The 23,331-nt window shown below is 71.5% G+C and carries 4 protein-coding genes; all 4 read right to left on the reverse strand.

The features are described 5' to 3' along the window. Nucleotides 1-36 precede the first annotated feature (36 nt). On the reverse strand, nucleotides 37-12,561 hold the full coding sequence (locus tag ACWGJY_RS12020; protein WP_453260661.1) for an amino acid adenylation domain-containing protein: 12,525 nt from the start codon (nucleotides 12,559-12,561) through the stop codon (nucleotides 37-39). Continuing rightward, nucleotides 12,558-19,088, reverse strand: coding sequence for an amino acid adenylation domain-containing protein (locus ACWGJY_RS12025; RefSeq protein WP_453260662.1), 6,531 nt, complete (start codon nucleotides 19,086-19,088; stop codon nucleotides 12,558-12,560). Before ACWGJY_RS12025 ends, ACWGJY_RS12020 begins: the two co-directional genes overlap by 4 nt. Before the next feature lie 83 nt (nucleotides 19,089-19,171). Beyond that, nucleotides 19,172-20,488 carry a serine hydrolase domain-containing protein gene (locus tag ACWGJY_RS12030; RefSeq protein ID WP_453260663.1) on the reverse strand — a complete coding sequence of 439 codons (1,317 nt, stop codon included), beginning with the start codon at nucleotides 20,486-20,488 and terminating at the stop codon, nucleotides 19,172-19,174. A gap of 266 nt (nucleotides 20,489-20,754) precedes the next feature. After that, nucleotides 20,755-23,331 (reverse strand): ABC transporter permease, encoded by a 2,577-nt coding sequence (locus ACWGJY_RS12035; RefSeq protein ID WP_453260664.1) that lies wholly within the window; start codon nucleotides 23,329-23,331, stop codon nucleotides 20,755-20,757.

Here is a 23,331-nt window from a genome sequence, read left to right on the forward strand (position 1 = left end):
TGAACACCACTCCTTTCGTTGCTGCGCCACGGCGTGCTATTCCGCCGCAGGTACGGCGTCGCCCGATGATTTGGCCGCGGCCCGCTCCAGCTGTTCCAGCAGGGCGTCCTCGATCAGCTGGGCCACGCCCGAGACGGTGGGGGTGTCCAGGAGGCTGCGGAACGCCAGCCGGACGCCGAAGGTCTTCTTGATCCGGGTGATGGCCTTGACACTGGTCAGGGACTGTCCGCCGAGGGCGAAGAAGCTGTCGTGGGCGCCGACGTTGTCGACGTCCAGCGTCTCGGCCCAGATCTGTGCAACCAGCCGCTCGGTTTCGTTGCGCGGTGCCACCCAGGCCGCGTCGTCCGGGCGGACGGTCTCGGGGTCGGGCAGCGCGTTGCGGTCCACCTTTCCGTGCCGGGTCAGCGGGAAGGCGTCGAGCGCGACGAAGGCGGCCGGGATCAGGTAGGACGGCAGTCGCTCGGCGAGGTAGCGGGCCAGCTCCGCCCCGTCCGGCACCGCCCCCTCGGTGCCGGTGGGCCTGAAGTAGGCGACCAGTCGGCGCAGCTCGTCCTCGCCGCGGACGACGGCCACCGACTGGGCCACGGCCGGGTGGCCGTCGAGGACGCTGGAGATCTCCCCCAGTTCGATGCGGTAGCCGCGCAGCTTGATCTGGTCGTCGAGCCGGCCGAGGAACTCCAGGCGGCCGTCGGCCAGCCGCCGCACCCGGTCGCCCGTCCGGTAGACGCGCTCTTTGGGGTCGAACGGCGCGGGCAGGAAGGCCCGTTCGGACAGCTCGGGCTGGTTGAGATAGCCGCGGGCCAGGCCGTCGCCGGCGAGGTGGAGCTCGCCGGGCGCGCCGGTGGGGGCCAGGTTGCCCGCCTCGTCCAGGACGTAGGCGCGGACGTTCTGCACGGGGTGGCCGAGCAGCGGGCGGGCGCTGTCGGAGATTGGGGTGATCAGCGCGTCCACGGTGGCCTCGGTGGGGCCGTAGAAGTTGAAGCTGACCAGTTCCTTCCTGGCTCGCAGCAACTCCCACAAGCCGTCGCCGATCGCCTCGCCACCCAGGGCCACTCCCCCGAGGGGATGCCGCCCGTCCGCCAGCAACCCGGTGTCCAGCAGCTGCTGGAAGTAGGACGGGGTGGTCTGGAGGAAGTCGATGCGCTCCGCTGCCTGGTACGCGGACAGGGCGTGCGCATCCCTGCGGACGGAGTCCGGGACGAGGTGCAGTTCATGTCCCGCCACCAGCCACAGCACGGGGTTCCAGGAGGCGTCGAACGAGGCGGGCGCCAGGTGGGCGACGCGCAGCGGCTGTCCGCCGTTGGCCTCCTGGAGCGGGCCGAAGACGGTGCGCCGGTGGCTGTCGAGCAGATTGGCCAGACCGCGGTGTTCGACCACCACGCCCTTGGGGCGCCCGGTGGATCCGGAGGTGTGGATGATGTACGCGGCGTTCTCGGAGCCGACGGACAGCTCGGGGGCAGTGTCCGGCCGCGCCTCGATGGCCGCCCGGTCGGCGTCCAGCTTCACCACGGTCGTGCCGGGGGCGGCGGGCAGCGCCGCGGCGATCCGCTCCTGGGTGAGCAGCACCCGTGGCCGGGTGTCCGCGAGCAGGTACGCCAGTCGCTCCGCGGGCGCCTCGGGGTCCAGCGGGGCGTAGATGCCGCCCGCCTTGAGGACTGCGAGCAGCGAGACGATCAGATCGCTGCCGCGCTCGAAGCAGACGCCCACGGTCACCTCGGGGCCGACCTCGTTGTCGACGAGGTGCCGGGCCAGCTGGTTGGCCCGCCCGTCCAGTTCGGCGAAGGTCAGCCGGTCGGCGTCGTGGACCAGGGCGGTCGCCTCAGGGGTGCGCGCCGCCTGCCGGGCGAACTGCTCGGCCACCGGCAGCTCGGACAGCAGCTCGGTGTCGGTGGCGTTGTGCCGGGTCAGCAACTCGGTGCGGTGTTCCTCGCTCAGCGCGGGGAACTCCCGCAGCGTGCGGTCCGGGTCCCGGGCGATGTCCTCCAGAAGGGCACGCAGGTCGGCGGTGACCCGCTCGGCGGTCCGCGCCTCGAAGAGGGCGGGGTCGTACGCGAGCCGGAAGGACAGCTGCTCGCCGGCGAACACCGCGAGCACCATGCCGTAGCTGGTGGGCTCCAGGGAGCGCACATCGCGGATCCGTACGCCCTGTTCGGCGCCCATGTCGCCGTCGTAGGGGTAGTTCTCGAAGACCACGTAGCTGTCGAACAGGTCAACTCCCGCGGGCAGTTCGGCCCAGCCGCGGATCTGCGCGAGCGAGACGTACTCGTGCTGGCGGGAGGCGACCTGGCTCCGCTGGAGATCGGCGAGCCACTCCAGGAGGGGCTGGTCGTCGCGGATGGTGGCACGCACCGGCAGGTTGTTGATGAACAGCCCGATCATCGACTCCACGCCGGGCAGGTCGGCAGGGCGGCCGGAGACGGCGGAGCCGAAGCAGACCTCCCGCTCGCCCGCGTAGCGGGACAGCAGCAGTGCCCAGGCGCCCTGTGCGAGGGTGTTGGCGGTGAGCCGGTGGCGGCGGGCCAGTGCCTCCAGTTGCTTGGTCACGTCGGGGGCGAGTTGGAAGCGCGAGCTGGCTTCCGTCCCTGCCCGGGTGGCGTCCTGTGCGCTGTGATCGACAGGCAGGGGGGTGGGCATGGTGAAACCGTCGAGCAGCTGCTTCCAGTACTGCTCGGCGTCACCCAGGTCCTGCCGGCCCAGCCACTGCACATAGTCGCGGAAGGGCCGCCGGGCGGCCGGCTCCGGGCGCTCGTGCCCGGTCAGCAACAGGTAGTGGTCGAGTACTTCGGCGATCAGCTCGGCCGCGCTCCAGCCGTCCAGCAGCAGGTGGTGCGAGGTCCACACCACGCGCAGCCCGCCGCCGGGCTCCTCGATCAGGGTCAGCCGCATCAGCGGCGCGATCGTCAGATCGATACCGCGGGTGCGGTCCTCGGCCAGGAAGGCATCGAGCCGCCGGCCGGCCTCCTGCTCGGTCAGCGCGCTGTGGTCCAGCCGCTCCACCGGGACCCGCACCTGCTCGCGGACGACTTGGAGCGGTTCGGCAGTGTCCTCCCAGACCACCGCGGTGCGCAGCATCGGGGTGCGGTCGGCGAGCCGCTGCCAGGCCGCCGCGAACGCGTCGGTGTCCACGCCGCCTTCCAGTACGAAGGAGAGCTGGCCGAGGTAGACGCCCTCGCCCTCCTCGGTGAGGCTGTGGAAGAGCAGGCCGTGCTGCATCGGGGTGACCGGGTAGAGGTCGGCGATGCGTCCCCCGTCGGCGGCGAGCGTGTCCAGCAGCCGCTGGTCAACCGTCGCCAGCGGGAAGTCGGAGGGTGTGGCGCCGGCCGCCGACCCGCCCGGGTCCTTGCAGTGCGCCGCCAGGGCGCGCAGTGCCGTGACGAGCTCTTCGCCCAGACGCTCGACGGTCTCGGCGTGGTGCACCTCGGTGGAGTGGAACAGCTCGAACTCCAGCCGGCCGTTGCGCACCCAGGCCACGATGTCCAGCAGGTATTCCAGCTTTTCGGCGGGCGAGAGTTCGGTGCCGAAGCCCAGGCGGGAATCGCGGACCAGACCGCTGCCGTCGTCCGAGGAAGTCATCCGGCCGAGGTAGTTGAAGCTGACCTGGGCCCGCGGGGCCTCCGCGAGCACCTCAGCGGGTGCACCGACCGGGCTGAGGTGCCGCAGTGCGCCGTAGCCGATGCCGCGCCGCGGAACGGCCCGCAGCTGCTCCTTGACGGACCGCAGCAGCGCGCCCCAGTCCTCGCCGGCCGGGGCGTCCAGGGCCACCGGGAAGCTGCTGGTGAACCAGCCAGTGGTGGCGCCGATCTCCAGGTCCTCGAAGATCTCCTCGCGGCCGTGGCCCTCGAGGTCGATGAGGACCGCGGAACGGCCGGTCCAGTCGGCGAGCACCCGCCCGACCGCGGACAGCAGCACGTCGTTGACCTGGGTGCGGTAGACCACGGGGACCTCGCGCAGCAGCGCTTCGGTGTCCGCCGCATCGAGGCTCACCCGTACGCTCGCGGCCGATGCGACGGTCGGGGTGCCTGCGGCGTCGGCCGGCAGCCCCGGCTCGGCCCGCCCGGCGACGCCTGCCCAGTAGTCCAGCTCCTCGTCGAAGGCGCCGGACACGGTGTGCTCGGACAGCCGCCGCGACCACTCGAGGAACGAGCTGCTCTTCGCACCGAGGTCCACCGGACGTCCCTCAGCTGCCTGCCGGTAGCCACGCTCCAGGTCGGCGAGGAGCACCTGCCAGGACACCGCGTCCACGATCAAGTGGTGTGCGGTCAGGAAGAGTTGCGGTGCCCCCTCGCCGTGGTCGAAGAGCAGGGCTCGCACCAGCGGGCCCGCGCTCAGATCGAGTCCGGACTGCGCGGTGGCCGCCGCTTTCTCGACGGCCTGCCCGTCGTCGCCGTCCAGCTCGATGCGCTCCAGCGGCCACCGATCTCCCGGGGCGGCGATCTCCTGCTGCCACCGGCCGTACGCCGAGGTGAAGCGGGTGCGCAGCACGTCGTGGTGGTCCAGCAGGGCGTCGAGGGCGGACTGCAGCGCTTCGGGCGCCGGGGGATGCGCGAGGTCGGCCAGGACGGACATCGTGTAGTGGTGGGGGGCGATGGTGTGGTGGCGGAAGAAGGTGCGCTGGATCGGGGTCAGCGGCACCCTTCCGACGACCGGCTCCATACTCACGTCTGCCTGCTCCTCCGGGTTGCGTGCCGACACCACCGAGGCGAGTTCGGCGACGGTCTGATGACTGAAGATGTCCTGGGACGAGAGGCGAAGGCCCAACTCCCGGGCTCGTGCAACCACTTGGATGCTGAGGATCGAATCGCCGCCCAGGTCGAAGAAGTTGTCCTCGACGCCCACCGACGGAATCCGGAACACCTGGGCCCAGACCGCCGCCAGGGACTCTTCGGCGGGCGTGCGGGGTGCGGTGCGCGCCGTCTCCGCCTGTTCGGCGGGGGCGGGTGCGGACGGCAGGGCGCGGCGGTCGACCTTGCCGTTGGAGTTCAGCGGCAGCCGCTCCAGCTCGACGAACGCCTGCGGCACCATGTGCCGGGGCAGCAGACCGCCCAGGTAGCCGCGGAGTTCGACGAGGTCGAGGGCGGCGCCTTCGACGGGGACGAGGTAGCCGGTCAGCCCGCTGCCGTCGGCCTCTGGGCGCACTGTGGCAGCGGCGTCGGCGATGCCGGGGTGCCGCCGCATGGCGGTCTCGATCTCGGCGAGTTCGACCCGGAAGCCGCGGATCTTCACCTGGTCGTCGGACCGGCCTAGGAACTCGATGTCGCCGCTGGGCAGGAACCGGGCCCGGTCGCCGGTGCGGTAGAGCCGCGCGGCGTCCGTCTCCAGCATGAACGGGTCCTGCAGGAACCGCTCTTCGGTCAGATCGGGCCGGTTCAGATAGCCCCTGGCCACCCCGGGGCCGCCGAGGAAGAGCTCGCCGACGACACCGACCGGCACCGGCCGCAGGCCGGCGTCCAGGATGTACATCCGGGTGCCGGGGATGGGCCGCCCGATGGGCACACTGGCCGTGCCGGGCAGCGAGTCCGCCCGGACCGGGAAGACCGAGGACTCGACGGTTGCCTCGGTGACGCCGTAGCTGTTGAGCACGATGGTGTCCGGGGAGACCCGGTTCAGCAGCCTGCGGCAGTCCTCCGTTCGCCAGTTGTCCGAGCCGATGGCGAGGTAGCGCAGCGGCGGGAAGGTGCGGTCGGTGCGGTCGGCTTCGTCCAGCAGCGCGTTGGCCAGCGACGGCACGGTTTCGAGGTGGGTGACCCGGGCGCGTTCCATCAGGTCGAACAGCCGCGGCGGATCGGTGGTGACCGACGCCGGGGAGATCACCAGGGCGCCGCCGAAACACAGGGCGTGCCCGAGGTCGGAGACGAACACATCGAAGGCCATGCTGGCGAGGTTGAGCTGGCGCGCCGGGCGGCCCTCGACGCCGTAGACCCGGCCCCAGGCGGCCACCGCCTGGCTCACGCTGCGGTGCTCGACCATCACGCCTTTGGGGCGCCCGGTTGATCCGGAGGTGTAGATGACGTACGCCAGGCTGTCGGGAGTGACCTCGACGGTGGGCGCCTGCGGGGGCCACTGCTCGATGTCCGCCCACTCGGCGTCCAGGCGCAGCACGGTCGCATCGCACAGCGGCAGCCGGCCGGCCACTGTCTGCTGGGTGAGCAGCATGGCGGCGTCGCTGTCGTCGAGCACCTGCTTGTGCCGCTCGGCCGGGTGGCCGGGGTCCAGCGGCAGATAGGCTCCACCGGCCTTGAGGACGGCGAGGGCCGCGGTGACCATGTCTGGTCCGCGCTCCAGGCAGATCGCGATGACGGCGTCGGGGCCGACTCCCTGGTCCAGCAGGTGGTGGGCCAGCTGGTTGGCGCGGGCGTCCAGTTCGGCGTAACTGAGCACCTGGTTCTCGAAGATGACCGCGTCGGCGTCCGGGGTCAGCCGGGCCTCCTGCGCGAAGATCTCGTGCAGACACAGCTCCTCGAACGGCACGGTGTCGCGGTTCCACTCGTAGACGACGCGGTCGCGCTCGCGCAACGACAGCATCGGTACCTCCCCTACCCGCTGCTCGGGGGTGGCGGCGATGCCGTTGAGGAGCACCACGAGCTGTTCGGCCAGGCTCTCGGCCTGGGTGTGGTCGTAGAGTTGCGGGTCGTAGGACAGTTGGAGGACGAGTTCTCCGTCGTCGGTGAATGCGGTGAGGTCCAGCGGGAAGCTGGTGGTGTCCACCGCTGCGAGCTCCCGCAGCCACAGGCCGTTGCGCTGTGCCGCCTCGTCGTTGCCGGGGTAGTTCTCGAAGACCACGACGGTGTTGAACAGGCCGGTGGCACGTGGCAGTTCGCTCCAGCTCTGGATGTCGCCGAGCGCGGCGTACTCGAAGTCGCGCGCCTCGGCCTGGGCCTCCTGGAGGTCCCTCAGCCAGCCGATGAGCCCGTCGGTGTCCGGTACCTGGGTGCGTACCGGCAGCGTGTTGAGGAAGTTTCCGACGATGGCGTCGGCGCCCGGGAGGTCGGTGGGGCGGCCGGCGACGGTGGAGCCGAAGCAGACGTCGCGGGTACCGGAGTGGCGGGCCAGCAGCATCGCCCAGGCGCCTTGCACCGCGGTGTTCAGGGTCAGCCGGTGCCGGCGGACCGTCACGGTCAGCGCCTCGGTCTCGGCTCCGGTCAGCTCGGCCCTGACCTGCGCGGCGGATTGCGACTGGCGGCCCGGGGGCAGGCTCTGTCCGTACGGGAGCGGTGTCGGCGCGTACATTCCGGCCAGCGCTGTCCGCCAGTGCGCTTCGGCCGCCGCGCGGTCCTGCTTGCCGAGCCAGGCCACGTAGTCCCTGAAGGGCGGGCGCTGGCGCCTGCGTTCGGCGGGCCGTGTGCCGCTGTCGACGAGTGTGCGGTACTGCGCGAACACATCGGCGAACAGGTGGGAGGAGCTCCAGCCGTCGAGGATGACGTGGTGGAAGCTCCATACGACGCGGACCGCCGCTGCCCGCTCACGGATCAGCACCAGGCGCATCAGCGGGGCCTGGGTCAGGTCGATTCCGGCATTCTGCTCGGCGTCGACCAGTTCGCGCAGCCTGATCCGGCGGCCTGACGCGTCGGTGTCCGTCCAGTCCAGGTAGCGGACCTTCAGACGGGCTTCGCGGGCGACGATCTGCACGGGTCGCGGGACGCCCTCCCATCTCAGGTGGGTGCGCAGCGCCGGGGTGTGGTCCACGACGTGCTGCCAGGCCGCGCCCAGCGCCTGGATGTCCTCGACGCCCTCCAGCAGGAAGCTGACGTGGTCGAAGTAGGCGCCTCCGTCGGGCTGGTTGAGCGCGTGGTAGAGCATGCCGGACTGCATCGGCGTCAGCGGGTAGATGTCCTCGACCGCCGAGCCCGGCGGCACCAGGGTGTCCACGGTGCGCTGGTCGAGTGGCACGAGGGGGAAGTCGCCGGGCACCGCGCCGCCTGTGCCGGGGCGCAGACAGTGCTCGATGAGCTCTTCCAGCGCCGCGATGAAGTCGTCGGCCAGCGCCTGGACGGTGTCCCGGTCGTACAGCTCGGACGAGTAGTGCACGGTGAACGCCAGTCTGCCGTCGCGGACTTCGCCGACGAAGTCGAGGAGGTGCGGGCGCTCTTCCCGCGGACTGTGTTCCTGCCCGTAGTCGAATTGCTGTCCACGGTAGAGCTCGCTGCCGGCGGTGCCGTCGCTCCACTGGCCGAGGTAGTTGAAGCTCACCTCGGGACGTGGGCCGTCGGCCAGGGCGCGGCGTTGCGGTTCGTCGGTGGCGAGGTAGCGCAGCGCACCGTAGCCGATGCCGCGGTGAGGCACCGCCCGCAGGCTTTCCTTGGTGCTCAGGATCAGATCGCGCCATGACCGGTCCGCCGGGGAGTCCAGCAGGACCGGGAAGATCGAGGTGAACCAGCCGACGGTACGGGAGATGTCCGTGCCGTCCAGGATCTCCTCGCGGCCGTGGCCCTCCAGCGAGATGAGGGTGCGCTCCTGCCCGGTGTGGCGGGCCAGGGACCGGCCGAGCGCGGTGAGCAGGATGTCGTTGACCTGGGTGCGGTAGGCCTTGGGCACCTCTTGGAGGAGCTGGCGGGTGCGCTGTTCGTCCAGACCCGCGGGGACCTCGTGGGTGACCTCGAAGGTGTTGCGTCCGTTGCGGTCGGTGGGGAACGCCGTCACCTTCGCGGCGGCCGCGTCCGTCCAGTGCTTCAACTCGCCCTGGAATCCTCCCTGTTCGGTGAAGTCGGCCAGTCGCCGTGCCCAGCTGAGGTACGGCGTGGAGGCGGCACCGAGGTCGGTCTTCCCGCCGCGTACCACCTGCCGGTAGGCGCTCTCCAGGTCTTCCAGCAGGATCCGCCAGGAGACGCCGTCGACCGCGAGGTGGTGCACCGTCAGCAGGAGCCGCGGACGGTCCTGCGCGCCGCGGTCGAACAGCAGGCAGCGCAGCAGACGCCCCTGGAACGGGTCGAGATCGGCCTGAGCGGCCTCGGACAGCTTGCGCATGGCCGCGTCGCGCTCATCCGGGGCGAGGTCGCCGAGGGCGATCCGCTCGATGCCGGGGTCCGGCGTGTCCCGGTCGGGTCCCTGCTGCACCAACTCGCCGTCCACGGCTGTGAACCGGGTACGCAGTGCACCGTGGTGCCGGACGACGGCCCGCAGCGCATCGGACAGTGCCCGTTCGTCCACCTGCGCGTCAAGGGTGAGCAGCACCGACTGGTTGAAGTGCGCGGGTCGAGCGGTGTGGTGTTCGAAGAACCACCGCTGTACGGGTGTCAGGGGCGCCGGCGCACCGTCCTGCGCGTCCTCCTCCACGGCAGGCGCCGGCGCGGGCGCGGTGGCGCGCGCCAGGTCGGCCAGTGTCTGACGGGAGAAGATGTCCTTGGAGCTGATCGCCAGTCCGGCCTGCCGGGCCTTGGCGACCACCTGGATGCTGAGGATCGAGTCTCCGCCGAGCTCGAAGAAGTTGTCCTGGGCGCCGACCCGGTCCACGCCCAGGACCTGCGACCACACCTCCGCCAAGGCCTCCTCGGCCTCACCGGCCGGCGCCTGGAAGGCGGTCCGCTCCTCGGTCCGCTCCTCCGGCGCGGGCAGTGCTCGCTGGTCCACCTTGCCGTTGGGGGTGAGGGGGAACTGCTCCAGGGTGACGAACGCGGAGGGGACGGTGTAGCCGGGCAGCCGGCTTTCCGTGAACTCCCGCAGCTCCGCCGTGCCGATCTGTGATCCGGCCTCCGGGCGGACGTAGCCCACCAGCCGCTTGCGCTCACCGTCGGTACGGGCGATGACCAGGGCCGCTGCGACGGCCGGGTGCGCTTCGAGCACCGCCTCGACCTCGCCCGGCTCGATGCGGTAGCCACGCACCTTGACCTGGTTGTCCACCCGGCCCAGGAAGTCCAAAGTGCCGTCCGGCAGCCACCGGACCCGGTCGCCGGTGCGGTAGACCCGCTCGCCCGGCACCGAGGAGAACGGCGCCGGGAGGAACCGCTCCTCGGTCAGTTCGGGCAGACCCAGGTAGCCGCGGGCGACGCCCGGTCCGCCGATGTAGAGCTCACCGGGAGAGCCGACCGGTACCGGCTGCCGCCGCTCGTCCAGCACATGGACGGTGGTGTTGCGGATCGGGCGCCCGATGGGCACCGGCCGCACACCGTCCGCGTGATGGATCTCGTGGAAGGTGGCGAAGGTGGTGGTCTCGGTCGGACCGTAGATGTTGGCGAACCGCCGCGGCGGCTCACCCGCCAGGAGCTGGGCGACCCGGCGCGGGCTCAGTGCCTCGCCACCCACCAGCAGGTGGCGCAGTCCCCGGAAAGCGCCCGGCTCCACATCGACCACCTGATTGAACACCGCGGTGGTCAGGAACATCGTGGTGACGCCGAGCCGCTCCAGGGCGCGGGCGAAGGCATGCGGGTCGAGCAGCACCTCCTTGGCTACCACGGCTATGCGCGCCCCGGCCACCAGCGGCGCCCAGCTCTCGAACGTCGCCGCGTCGAAGGTGGCGTCGGCGGCCTGCGCCACCACGTCGTCGGCCTCCAGCGGCGCGTAGTCGGCGTCGCTGATCAGCCGCACGATCGACCGGTGCTCCACCACCACACCCTTGGGCCGTCCCGTGGAGCCCGAGGTGTAGATGACGTACGCGGCGTCCTGCGCACCGACCGTCACCTGCGGGGTGTGTGCTGGGAACGCGGCGATGGCCGCGGTCTCCTCGTCGAGGCAGATGCGCCGGGTGCCGGCGTCGGGGAGTCTGCCGAACAGCCGCCGCTCGGTCAGGCATAGGGGTGCGGCGGTGTCACCGAGCACGAACGCGATGCGGTCGGCCGGGTAGTCCGGGTCGATCGGCACATAGGCGCAACCCGCCTTGAGGACGGCCAGAGTGGCCACGACCAGCTCCGGGCCGCGCGGCAGGCAGATCGCGATGTGATCGCCGGGCGCGGCTCCGCGGTCGAGGAGCAGGTGCGCCAGCCTGCTGGAGCGCTCGTCCAGCTCCCGGTAGTCGAGGGTGGCGCCAGCCCCGACGACCGCAACGTTGTCGGGGGTGGCGGCCGCCTGTGCGGTGATCAGGGTGTGTACGGGGGTGTCGGCAGGGAAGTCCGCGCGGTTCTCGGTCCAGCCTGTGGTCAGTGCGGTGCGCTCGTCGTCGGTGAGCAGCGGCAGGTCGCCGACGGGGCGGCCGCTGTCCGCGACGATCCCGGCCAGCAGCACCTGGAGCCGGGTGCAGAGGGCGTCGATGGTCGATGCGTCGAACAGGTCGGTGTTGTACTCCACCGATCCGGCGAGACCGCCCTCGGCGACCGGCTCGAACTCCAGTGTCATATCGAAGATCGACGAGACGGACGGCGGCCGGAAGTCGGTGACCTGCAGACCCTTGAGGCCGGGCGCACCGCCCGGAGCGTTCTGCAGCACGAGTGCCGCCTGCACCAGCGGTGTACGGCTGGGGTCCCGCTCGGTCTGCAAGGCGTCCACCAGCCGGTGGAAGGGGATGTCCTGGTTGCTCAGCGCGTCCCAGATCCGGTCGGTGGTCCGCTCGACCAGCTCATCGAAGGGCATCTCCGGGTCGATCTGCGCGCGTAGCACCAGCGTGTTGACGAAGAAGCCGACCAGCGGCTCCAGTTCGGTGCGGTCGCGGCCCACCGAGACGGTGCCCAAGGCGACATCGCGCTGTCCGCAGTGGCGGGACAGCAAGACCTGGGTGGCGGCGGTCAGCACCGAGAACAGCGTCCCACCATGCCCGGCGGCGAGCGCGTCCAGGCCCTGGGCGACATCCCCGGGCACCTGGAAGGTGTGCAGTGCGCCCACCGTCGTCCGGACCGCAGGACGGGGCCGGTCGGTGGGCAGCTCCAGTGGCGCGATGTCCGCCAACTCGGCTTTCCAGTAATCGAGTTGTGCATCCAGGTCGGCTTGGGTGCAGTGTTCGCGCTGCCAGACCGCGTAGTCGCGATAGGTCACCGGAAGCGGACCGAGGCGCGGGGCGCGCTCCTCCAGGGCGGCGGCGTACAACTCGCCCAGCTCCGTCATCAAGATGCCCTTGGACCAGCCATCGGCGGCGATGTGGTGCATGTTCAGGAACAGCACATGCTCCTCGCCGCCGTGCCCGGCGGACCCGAGCTTGGCGAGCACCACGCGCAGGACGGGGCCCGTGGCGAGATCGAATGCCGTACCGAGCTCGGCGCGCAGCAGCCGGTCCAGCTCCGCCTCACGGTCGCCCGCGGGCACCTGGGTGAGGTCCACCCGGCGGATTTCCGGGTCGGCGGCGGGGCGTACGACCTGGTGTGCCCGGCCGTCGACGGTGGCGAAGGTGGTGCGCAGCGGCTCGTGCCGGGCGATCAGCCCGCCCAGGGCGGTCCGCAGGGCGTCGACGCGCAGGTCGCCGGTCAGCCGCAGCCCGACGGACGAGGTGTATTCCACGCTGCCGGGCTGGAACTCGTGCAGGAACCAGAGCCGTTCCTGGCCGAAGGACAGCGGCGCGTCGGGCAGGTCGCCCAGCGGGCGCAGCGCGCCCCGGTCTGCCTGCGCGCCCGATCCCGTGCGTCCGGCCAAACGCTGTTCCAGCAGCGCCTCCGCGCTTGGGCCCTGTGCGCTCTCCGGCGTGTCGCCCTTCACCTGGTCACTCATCGTTCACTCCCCCGCGCGCTGCCGCGCGTCGTTGTGTCGGCCGGCGCGCGGCGCGAGTCGTCAAGTACTTTGCGTCGGACTTCCGCCGCCAATGCGGCCACGGTGCGCGCGGCGAAGATCTCCCGCGCGGAGACCCGGATGCCGAACCGCTCCCGGATACGGGAGGTGATCTGCAGGGTCAGCACCGAGTTGGCGCCGAGGGCGAACAGATCGTCCTCGACCCCCACCGGGCCCTCGCCGAGGACCTCGGCCCACATCTGGGCCAGTGCCTCTTCGGTGGGGTTGCGTGGCGCGGTCGCCGCGTCCCCGCCGCTCGCCCGCTCCTGCGGCATCGGCAGCGCGCGTCGGTCGATCTTGCCTGTCGTGGTCATCGGGAACGCGTCCAGAACGACGAGCACCGTGGGCACCATGTAGTCGGGCAGCTGCTCGGCCAGGCGGGTGCGGACGCCCTCGGGATCCACCCCCTCCGGGCCCTGCGCCACCACGTATCCGACCAGGTCGTGGTGGCCACTGCGCTGCTGCCGCGCCAGCACGGCGGTCTGCGCCACGCTCTCCTCGCGCAGCAGCGCGGTCTCCACCTCACCCAGTTCCACGCGGTATCCACGGACCTTGACCTGGTTGTCGATCCGGCCCAGGAACTCCAGCTCCCCTTCGGGCAGCCAGCGGACCAGGTCACCGGTGCGGTAGAGCCGCCCGCCGGCGTCCGGTCGCAGGTGATCGGGAACGAACCGCTCCGTGGTCAGCTCGGGCCGCTCCAGATAGCCGCGAGCCACTCCGATGCCGCCGATGTAGAGCTCGCCGGGCACCCCGACCGGCACCGGGTTGCGGTGCTCGTCCAGGACGTAGGTGCGGGTGTTGGTGATCGGCGCGCCGATCGAGGGCAGCCGCCCGGGTGCCGCGTCCTCCTCCGGCTGGAGGAGGACGGCGGTGGTCAGCACGGTGATCTCGGTCGGCCCGTACTGGTTGACCAGGGTGAAGGGGGCTTCCCTGGGCAGTCGGCGCCGGACCACGTCCGCGCCGGTCAGCACATAGCGGAGCGCGCCGTGCCACAGCGCGGGCTGGTCCAGTACGGAGTCCAGCCGCGGGGCCGGCACCAGCGTCACGGTGATGCCCTCCGCCACCATCCAGGCGGCGAACTCGTGCGGATCGTCCAGCGCGACGTCCGGCGCGAAGTACACCCCCGCGCCGCACGCCAGGTTCGCCCATACCTCCAGCACGGTCGGGTCGAAGCCCGGACCGACGATCTGCGACGCCCGGTCGCCGGGGCCGATGCGGTAGAAGTCCCGGTACCAGTCGCAGAGGTTGACCACGCCACGGTGCTCGATAAGCACGCCCTTGGCGCGCCCGGTGGAGCCGGAGGTGTAGATGACATAGGCGAGGTCGTCCGAGGAGACCGCCACCCGCACCGGTTCGGCCGCCGCGTCCGCGCCGCCCCGGCCGGGGCCTTCGTCCTCGACGTACAGCGCTGCGGTGCCCTCCGGCACCGGCGCGGCCTCCAGCGCGTGCCGCGTCAGCAGCAGTGGCACGGACGCGTCCTGGAGCATGTACGTCGTGCGGTCATGCGGCAGCTCGGGGTCGAGCGGCAGGTACGCCGCTCCGGCCTTGAGCACCGCGAGCTGGGCCGTCACCATCTCGGCTCCGCGCCCGGTGCGTACCGCGACCACCGCGCCCGGCCGCACCCCGTTCTCCAGCAGTCGCCGCGCCAACCGGTCCGCCCGGCCGTCGAGTTCGGCGAAGGTCAGCCGGGTCTGCGGTGTGGCGACGGCTATCGCGTCCGGCGTGCGGGCGGCCTGCTCGGCCACCAGCTGGTGCACGGTGGTGCGGTCCGCGCGGCCCGCCGCATCGGTGTCGTTCCACCCGGTGGTGACCTGGCGACGCTCCTCGCGGTCCATCAACGGCAGCTGTCCCAGCGTCCGTCGCGGATCGGCCGCCATACCCTCCAGGAGGACGACGAGGTGGCGGGCGAGGCGGGCGATCGTCTCCTTGTCGAACAGTGCGGTGCTGTACTCGATCAGCCCGGCCAGCGTCCCGTTGCGCTCCTCGAACTCGAAGCCGAGGTCGAACAGCGCGTTGAGCCGGGGCAGCCCGAATTCCTCGATACGCAGTCCCTCAGGCCCCGGCACCGGCCCCTGCGCGCGCTTGAGCAGCAGCGCCGCCTGAATCAGCGGGGTGCGACTCGGGTCGCGGTCCGGCCGCAGTTCCTCGATCAGCCGGTCGTAGGGCAGGTTCTGGTGGGTGAAGGCGTCCAGCACGGTCCTGCGGACATCGGACAGGAACTCGGCGACCGTCAGCTCGGGGCGTACCTGGGCGCGCAGCACCAGGGTGTTGACGAAGAAGCCGAGCACATTCTCCAGTTCGCTGTGGTCCCGGCCGGAGACGATGGTGCCGAGTGCCACGTCCCGCTGCCGGGCATAGCGCGAGAGCAGCAGCTGTACGCCGGCGGCGATGGTGGCGAAGAGAGTGGCCCCCTCCTTCCGGCACAGCGCGGTCAGGTCGGCGACCAGGCCGGGGCTGACCTCGAAGCGGTGTGCCGCGCCGCGGGTGCTGCGCGTGGCGGGGCGGGGCCGGTCGGTGGGCATCTCCAGCGGTACGACGCCGTCCAGCTGCCGCTTCCAGTACTCCAGATCGGCCGCGCCGTCGTCGCCGCGCGGGGTGCGCTGCCAGACGGCGAAGTCCGGGTACTGCACGGGCAGCGGCTCCAGCGCCGCGGGCCGGCCGGTGTGCGCAGCCTCGTAGAGCACGCCGAGTTCGCGCGCGATGACGTCCTTCGACCAGCCGTCGGTGACGATGTGATGCATGTCCAGGACGAGTACGTGGTCCTGGTCGGCGAGCCGGATCAGCAGGGTCCGCAGCACGGGCCCGGCACGCAGGTCGAACGGCTCGCTCAGCTCGGCCCGCAGCACCCGTTCCAGCTCGGCGTCGCGGCCGGCTGTCTGCTCCTCGGGCGCCTCGTTGCGGGCACCGACGTCGATCAGCCGGAGAGGCACCTCGCCCGGCTCGTGGACGATCTGCAAGCCGTGCCCGTCCCGCGAGCCGAACGTCGTGCGCAGCGACTCGTGGCGGGACGACAGGGCCGTGACCGCGGCGCGCAGTGCCGGTAGGTCGAGCGGCCCGGTCAGTCGCAGGCCGAGCGCAGAGTTGTACTCGCTTCCCTGGGACTCGTAGTCGTAGAGGAACCACAGCCGCTGCTGGCCGAAGGAGAGCGGCAGGGCCGCATCCCGGCCGACCGGCACAAGTCCCGCCTGGCGGGCCGGGACGCTGCCCAGCCGCCCGGCGAGCCCCGCCACGGTCGGCGACTCGAACAGGGTCCGGATGGGCACCTCAACGCCCAGGACGGAGCGGATGCGGCCGACCAGTCGGCCGGCCAGCAGAGAATGGCCGCCCAGGTCGAAGAAGTCGTCGTCCACTGCGACCGCGCTGACGCCCAGCACCTCGCAGAACAGGTCGCACAGCTGCTCCTCGCGGGCGATCCGCGGGCCGCGGCCGCGGACGGCCTCCTGCGCGCCGGGAGCCGGGAGTGCGCCGCGATCGGTCTTGCCGTTCGGCGTCAGCGGGATCTCGCCCAGCGCCACCACGGTCGCGGGGATCATGTACGCGGGCAGCTTGGTGGCGGCGAAGGCGCGCAGCGCGGCGCCGTCCACCGCGCCGCCGCCGTCATCAAGCCCGTCGCCCTCCCGGGCCGCCGGGACCACGTAGGCCACCAGCCGGGTGTCACCGGGCCCGTACTCGCGGGCCACCGCGACCGCCTTGGCGATGTCTGGATGCTGCTCCAGGACGGCCTCGATCTCGCCGAGTTCGATCCGGAAACCCCGGACCTTGACCTGGAAGTCGACGCGGCCCAGGAAGTCCAGGTTGCCGTCGGGGGCCCAGCGCGCCAGGTCGCCGGTGTGGTACATCCGCTCGCCCTCGGCGCCGAAGGGGTCCGGGACGAAGCGCTCGCGGGTCAGCTCCTCCTGGTGGAGGTAGCCCAGTGCCACCCCGTCGCCGGCGATGTACAAAGCGCCCGCGACACCGACCGGCACCGGCCGCAGGGCGTCGTCGAGCACATAGACACGGGTGTTGCCGATGGGCCGGCCGATCGTGGGTGGCCCGGGGCGCTCGTCGAGCCGGGCGGCGGTGGACCAGATGGTGGTCTCGGTGGGCCCGTAGAGGTTGGTGACCTCCGAGCCGAGCGCACGCATCCGGGCACCGAGCGCGGTGGGCAGGGCCTCGCCACCCACCAGCATCCGCAGGCCGCGCAGGACGTCCGGGTGCTCTTCGCACAGTGTCTGCCACAGGCTGGGCGTGGCCTGCATGATCGTGGCGCCCGATCGGGTCAGCAGCCCGGCCAGCGCCGCGGGGTCGGTGACGGTCTCGCGCTCCGCGAGCACCACGGCCGCCCCGCTGATCAGTGGCAGGTACAGCTCCAGGGCGGCGATGTCGAACGCGATGGTGGTGACGGACAGCCAGGTGTCGCGGCCGGTCAGCGGGAAGAGGTCGCCCATGGACACCAGGAAGTTGGTCAGCGCGCGTCGGGCGACGGCCACGCCCTTGGGGCGCCCGGTGGATCCGGAGGTGTAGATGACGTACGCGGGGTGCCGGCCCACGGGGGTGGCGAGCCGTTCGTCCGTGGTCAGGTCCGTGCCGGGCAGGGCGTCCAGCCGCTCCCGCAGCGCGGGGTCGTCCAGGACGAGCAGCGGGGCAGATGTGCCGGGTAGCCGCTGTGCGGTGGCGCCGTCGGTGACCAGCGCGGACGGTGCGGCGTGGTCGAGGATGTAGGCGATACGGTCGGCGGGGTACTCCGGGTCCAGCGGGACATACGCCGCCCCGGCCTTGGCCACCGCGAGCAGCGCGACCACCAGTTCCGGGCCGCGCGGCAGCGCCAGCGCCACCAGGGCGCCGGGCCCCGCACCGCCGTCCACCAGCACCCGGGCCAGCCGGTTGGCCCGGGCGTTGAGTTCCTCGTACGACAGCCGTGTGGTGCCGCAGATCAGGGCGGTACGGTCGGCGCAGTGCCGTGCCCGGTCCTCGAACAGCTCGCCCACCCCGGCGTCCGGCACCGGGCGCGCGGTGGCGTTCCAGCCGGTCAGCAGCCGCTTTTGCTCGGCTGGGTCGAGCACGTCGTACCCGGCGGGGTCGGCGTCGGGGTCGGCGACGGCGGCCGCCAGCAGCCGCAGCAGTGCGTCGGTCAGCCGGCGCACGGTCGCGAGGGTGAACAACTCGGTGGCGAAGTCGACGGCCAGATCGATGCCCTGGAAACGTCTCAGGGCACCGTCGGTGGCGGTGTCCGTGGTCGCGCTCGCCTCGGTGTCGTCGCCGCCGGCCCGCTCCTGGAAGCCGAAGCGCAGGTCGAAGCGGGAGTGCTGGGCCGGCAGCCGGGTGACCCGGGCGGAGAGCGGGCCGAACTGCCGCCGGGCGGGCTCCTCTTGACGGAGATCGACGGCGACCTGCGCCAACGGGTGTCGGTTCAGGGCACGTTCGGGTCGCAGGGCGTCCACCACCTGCTCGAAGGGCACCGCGCCGTGGACCCGCGCCGCCTCGGCGGTCGCGGCGCAGTCCCGGACCAGCTCGCGGAAGCCGCGGCCCGGTGCGGGGGCGGTGCGCAGGACAGCCACATTCGCCAGCGGCCCCACTGTCAGGGCCGTCTCGGCGTCCTCCCGCCCCGGCAGCGAGATCGCCAGCGGGATGTCCCTACCGGCGCCGAAGCGGTGCAGGAGAGCCGCGATCCCGGCCTGCAGGACCGCGTCGAGTCCGGTGCCGGCCATCCGGGCCAGCTCTCCGAGCTGCCGGTGCAGTCCGGCATCCAGCGCAACGCGGTACTCGGCGCTCGGATAGTCGGTGGTCACGGGCCTGGTGCGGTCCAACGGCAGCTGGAGCTGCTCGGGGGCGCCTTCCAACGCGGTACGCCAGTGAGCCAGCTGCTTGGCGGCGAGGGTGCCCGGCTCCTGCGGTGCGCCGAGCGTGGCCCGTTCAGCAGCGGCGACGGCAGCGTACTGCGGGCGCTCGCCGATGCGCGGGATGCCGCCGGTGCGGACCGCCTCCGCGTAGGCGCCGGCGATGTCCTCGGTCAGCAGCCTCAGCGAACGCTCGTCCGCCGCGATCTCGTGCACGACGACGATCAGTACGTGGTCGTGCGGCCCGACGCCCAACAGCCGTATGCGCAGCGGGCATTCGGTGGTGAGATCCATGCCCTCGCCGGCGGCCTGGGACAGCGCCCGGTTCAGCCGCGCGGGCTGGATCGGCTCGGCGCGCAGCGCGGCGAAGGTCTCCTCCGGCGGGCGGAACTCCGGGCGGCAGCGCCCCTCCGCCTCGCGGTGCACGGTGCCCAGCAGCCGGTGCCGGCGCACCACAGCGGCCAGCGCCGCCCTCAGCGCGGGGATTTCCAGCGCGCCGGACAACCGCACCGAGACCGTGCGGGTCTGACCGGCCCGCGCTTCCTGGAAACGGTTGAGGAACCACAGCCTTTGTTGCACGGGGGACAGTTCGGTGTCGCTGTCCACGGTTACCACGGGCTCCCGCACATCATCGCGATGAAGACCGTCACTCATTGCTGTCACGTTCGCTCTCCAAAGAATTGCGGGACGCCCGGCCCGGTAATTTCCCGGCCAGGGCACGATCCACGTCGCCCGAATTACGCGGCGCGCTGCATCACTCGGCCACCGAATTGCATGAGGTCGGCGCGGCCGGACACTGGATCGAGCAGAAACCGGCCCAGGTGTTCAATTGCCGGATTCCGGGTGTGCCGGGCGGCGAAGAATCGGACGCCGTGGCCGGTCAGGTGGTACTCGGTTCCGTCGTCGTCCTCCAGCACGGCGGGGCCGGAAGCGGTACGGGAAATCCGGTAGACGGTTTCGCCGTTGATCCACCGGCCGGCGCAGTCCGGCAGCGGCCGGGCGCCGCCGTCCGCCGTGCCCGAGGAGGGCATGCCGATCTCCCGGCCCTGGGCGCGCAGCAGGGCGACCAGATCGTCCCAGGCGGCCGCGCCGGAGGAGGAATTGGCCTGGAGGGCGAGCACGGTGCCGCTCTCGGGGTGCACCCGCAGCTGGCAGGTGGTGCCCGCGGCGGCGGCGTCCAGGCCCAGCCACCGGCCGGGGCCCTGTCCGTACAGCGCCCAGGCCAGTCCCCAGCCGTCGGCCAGCCCGAAGGGCACGGTGTCGAAGGGTGCCTGCCGCATGACCTGCACGGCCTCGTCCGCCAGCAGCGCGGCGTGCGCGGTGGCCCGCCGGTCCAGGAAAAGCCGGCCGAAGGCGGCCAGGTCCTCGACCCGGCCGGCCAGCGCCGCGGCCGGCTCCGCGGCGCGTGGCACCGTTGTCTCGATCCGCACCCGCCCGGCCGCCGTGGCCGCGTGGCCCGGCAGCACCGCGGCGCGCCCCGGGGCCTGGCGCCTGGTGAGGAATGCCGGCGCGATGTCCAGCGGCGCGAGCACGAAGTCGGTCACGGCATCGCGCCAGCCCATTCCGGTGGCCGTCTCGATCAGTCGGCCCACGACGGTGAATCCGGCGTTGGAGTACGAGAAGGCGGCGCCGGGTGCGAAGAGCAGTCCGGCCGAGGCCGCGGCCATCGCGGCCTGCCCGGCCGAAGCGGGCTCTCCCGGCGGGTCGCAGACCAGGCCGGAGGAATGGCTCAGCAGATGTCGCAGGGTCACCCCGGCGGCGGCCTCGGGCCATTCGGGGAGGTAGGCGTTCACCGGTTCATCGAGGTCAAGGTCGCCGTCGGTCACGAGTTGCATGGCAGCCGTCGCGGTGAACAGTTTGGTGACCGAGGCAAAGGGCATGGAAACGGAGCCCACCGGTTCCTCGGCCGTATTGGAATCATTGATTCCGGCCCGCGCCACGGCGATTTCGTCGGCTTCGTACAGTGCGCATTGCAGAACCGGAATACGGTGTCTGCGCGCCAGATCGCCAAGCCATTCGCCCAGCAGCCGAGAATCCACTACACACTCCCCCACGTTGCATTCACCAGGAATCCGGAACAGCGCAGCACAAAAAACACCCTGGCGGGCTTGGTCCGGAGAGGGAAAACGCTTGTTCGCGAAAGAAGGCTAACACCGGGGAGTTCAGCCAGGTAGGGACGTTAAGCGGCAGGCAAATAGCGCAGGTTGCCACTCTGCCGGGGGTTGCGGCAGCCGATGCCGTACGCGGTCCGCGATGCGCTCGGCCGGCGGCCCCGCTGCTGCGAGCCCCGCCAGCCGGCTGTTTTCCGCTGGTATGTGCGCTACTCGCGCACCCCGATGGCGTCCGCGGGGCGGGAGCGCAGCGCCAGTTTGGTCGGCAGCAGTACCGCCGCCGCGGCCAGCGCCGCCGTCGCCGCGACGATCCCCAGATAGAGCAGCGGCGGGATGTAGGGCACGGGTGAGGAGGTCAGCCCGAGGCTCACCGTCATCAGGGGAAGCAGCGGCACGACGGTGCCCACCACCACGGCGATGAGGATGACCATCAAGGTCTCCGTGCGCATCATGCGCATCACCTGTTCCGGCGTCGCGCCGACCAGCCTCAGCAGGGCGAACTCCCGTGCTCGGCCCAGAGTTGTCATCACCAGGGTGTTGGCCACTGCGACGGCGATGTAGCCGAAGACAAGCACCAGCGGCAGCGCGCTGCCGACCAGCCCGGCCATCGCGCTCTGCTCCTGGGCGACGGACAGACCGCCCTCGTCCAGGATCTTCAGCCCCGGATACCGCTTGCCGATTCCTTCCAGGACCCCGGCGACCTTGTCCTTGTCCGCACCCGGTGCCACCCGCACCAGGACGGAATCGTCCAGCCGCTTGGAGCTGTGCGCGATCACTGCATCATGCGGGAGCGTGACGTCTCCGAAGCCCAGGCCGCGCTTGTATACGGCGACGACCTTGGGCTGCTGCTGCGCGCCGTCGGGGAGGTGCAGCCGCACCCGGTCCCCCACCCCGGCCCCCAAGGTGCTCGCCGCGCCGCTGCTGAGGGCGACCGTGTCCGGGGTCTTGCCCAGGCCGTTCAAGTCACCCTTGTCGACCTGGAGATCGAACAGCTTGTCCAGCTTCTGTGGCGTCACGCCCTGTGCGTCGTAGTCGAAGACCTCCGGGGAGTCCAGCAGCTTCCGGGAGGCGAACAGCTTGATCCGTACGGCCCCGGCTGCGGCTTCCACGCCGGGCAGCCGCTGGACGTCCCGCGTCGCCCCCACCGGCACCCCGCCGGCGTCACTGTTGAGCGTGTAGTCGGCGATCACACCCGCGGCGGCCTGGTCCTTGGCCGCCTCGGAGGTGGTGGTGGGGATGAACAGCTGTACGGAGGCGAAGCCGATCGCCAGGATCAGCGGCCCGATGCCCGCAGCCAACCGCCGGGCGTTGGAGCGGGTGTTGGCCACGGCCAGATACCCCAGCGTGCCGAACCGCTGCTGGAAGGGCCGCGCCAGCAGCCGGGTCGCCCGGCCCACCACCGGTGGCGCCAGCATCAGGATGGCGATGACCATGATGAGACCGCCGCTGCCCGCCCCCGCGACAGCGAAGATGCTGCCGAAGAACAGCGGGAGCATAGAGGCGGCCAGCCCGAGCACCAGCAGCACCACGCCGAAGGTGATCCGGGCACGCCCCAGCGTCGGCTCCTCGGTCTGCGACTGGCTCAGCGCCTCCACCGGCCGGATGGACACCACCTTGCGGGCCACGCCGAAGCCCGCGACCTGAGCGGTGATCACGCCGATGGCCACCGCGGCGATCATCGGAATCGGCCCGTAGGAGAACTCGAAGTCTCCCGGCACGACACCGATGACGGACAGCGCACCGCGCAGCAGGCCAGCGGCCATCGCGCCTGGCAGACAGCCGAGCACCGACGCCAGCAGCGAGATCACCAGCGCCTCGCCGGCGATCATCTTGTGGATCTGCTTGGGTGTCGCCCCGACCGCGCGCAACAGGGCCAACTCCCGGCGCCGTTGGTGTACGCCGAGCGCCAGGGTGCTGCTCACCACCATCATGGTGATGAGGATGACCGTGCCGCCCAGCGATCCGGCCAGCTCCTTCAGACTGCCGCGCGCGGAGGCCACGTCCGGGTTCTCCACACTGCTGCGCCCGTCGCCCGTGTAGATCTCCACCGGGGTCTTGTCGAGCTTCTGGCCGATCCGCTCCGCGAGCTCCTCGGGGTCGGTGCCCTTCTTACCGAGCACGCCGATCGCCGAGACCTGGTCGTCCCGGCCGTAGAGCTGCCGGGCCTGCGCGTCGGAGAAGAACACCGGTGGCGTACGCAGCTCGTCACCGGGGCCCCGGTACTCGACCACGCCGACCACCTTGAACCATGCGGCCGCTTCGGTCGTCGCCAGCCGCACGGTGCCACCGGCCCAGACCCCGGCCCGCTCGGCGAGGGACTTTTCCAGGACGACCTCTCCAGGATGCTCCGCCCCGCGGCCGCCGACCGGCTCGAACGGACCGAGCACCGAGCTGGCCCACGTGGTCCCAAGGGTCTCCGCCCCGTCCTCGCCCTTGAGGATGTTGCCGTCCTTGTCCACCAATTGGGTGGGTAAGCGCAGATCGGCCACGACCCGCTGCACACCGGGCACCGCTGCGGTCTTGTCCACCAGCGAGCGCGGCACCCCGACGGGGTCGTCCAGCGTCTTGGTCTTGGTGCTCTTGCCCTCGGTGACCGAGAACTCCTGCTTGCCCGCGACGACCACCGAAGCATGGTCATAACGCTGTACCGAGACCCCGGAGCCGATGCCGGACTGGAGGATGACACCGAATGCGGTGATCAGGATCGATGCCCCGAAAAGGGCTACGAACGCCCCCACGAAGCCGCTCTTGCGCTCCTTGACCGTCTTCAGTACGAGACTGAACAC

The sequence above is a fragment of the Streptomyces sp. NPDC054765 genome (assembly GCF_053612065.1).

Coding starts and splice junctions, on each gene's coding strand:
- ACWGJY_RS12020 (WP_453260661.1), bottom strand. CDS start 12,561: ATGAGTGACCAGGTGAAGGGCGACACGCCGGAGAGCGCACAGGGCCCA.
- ACWGJY_RS12025 (WP_453260662.1), bottom strand. CDS start 19,088: ATGAGTGACGGTCTTCATCGCGATGATGTGCGGGAGCCCGTGGTAACC.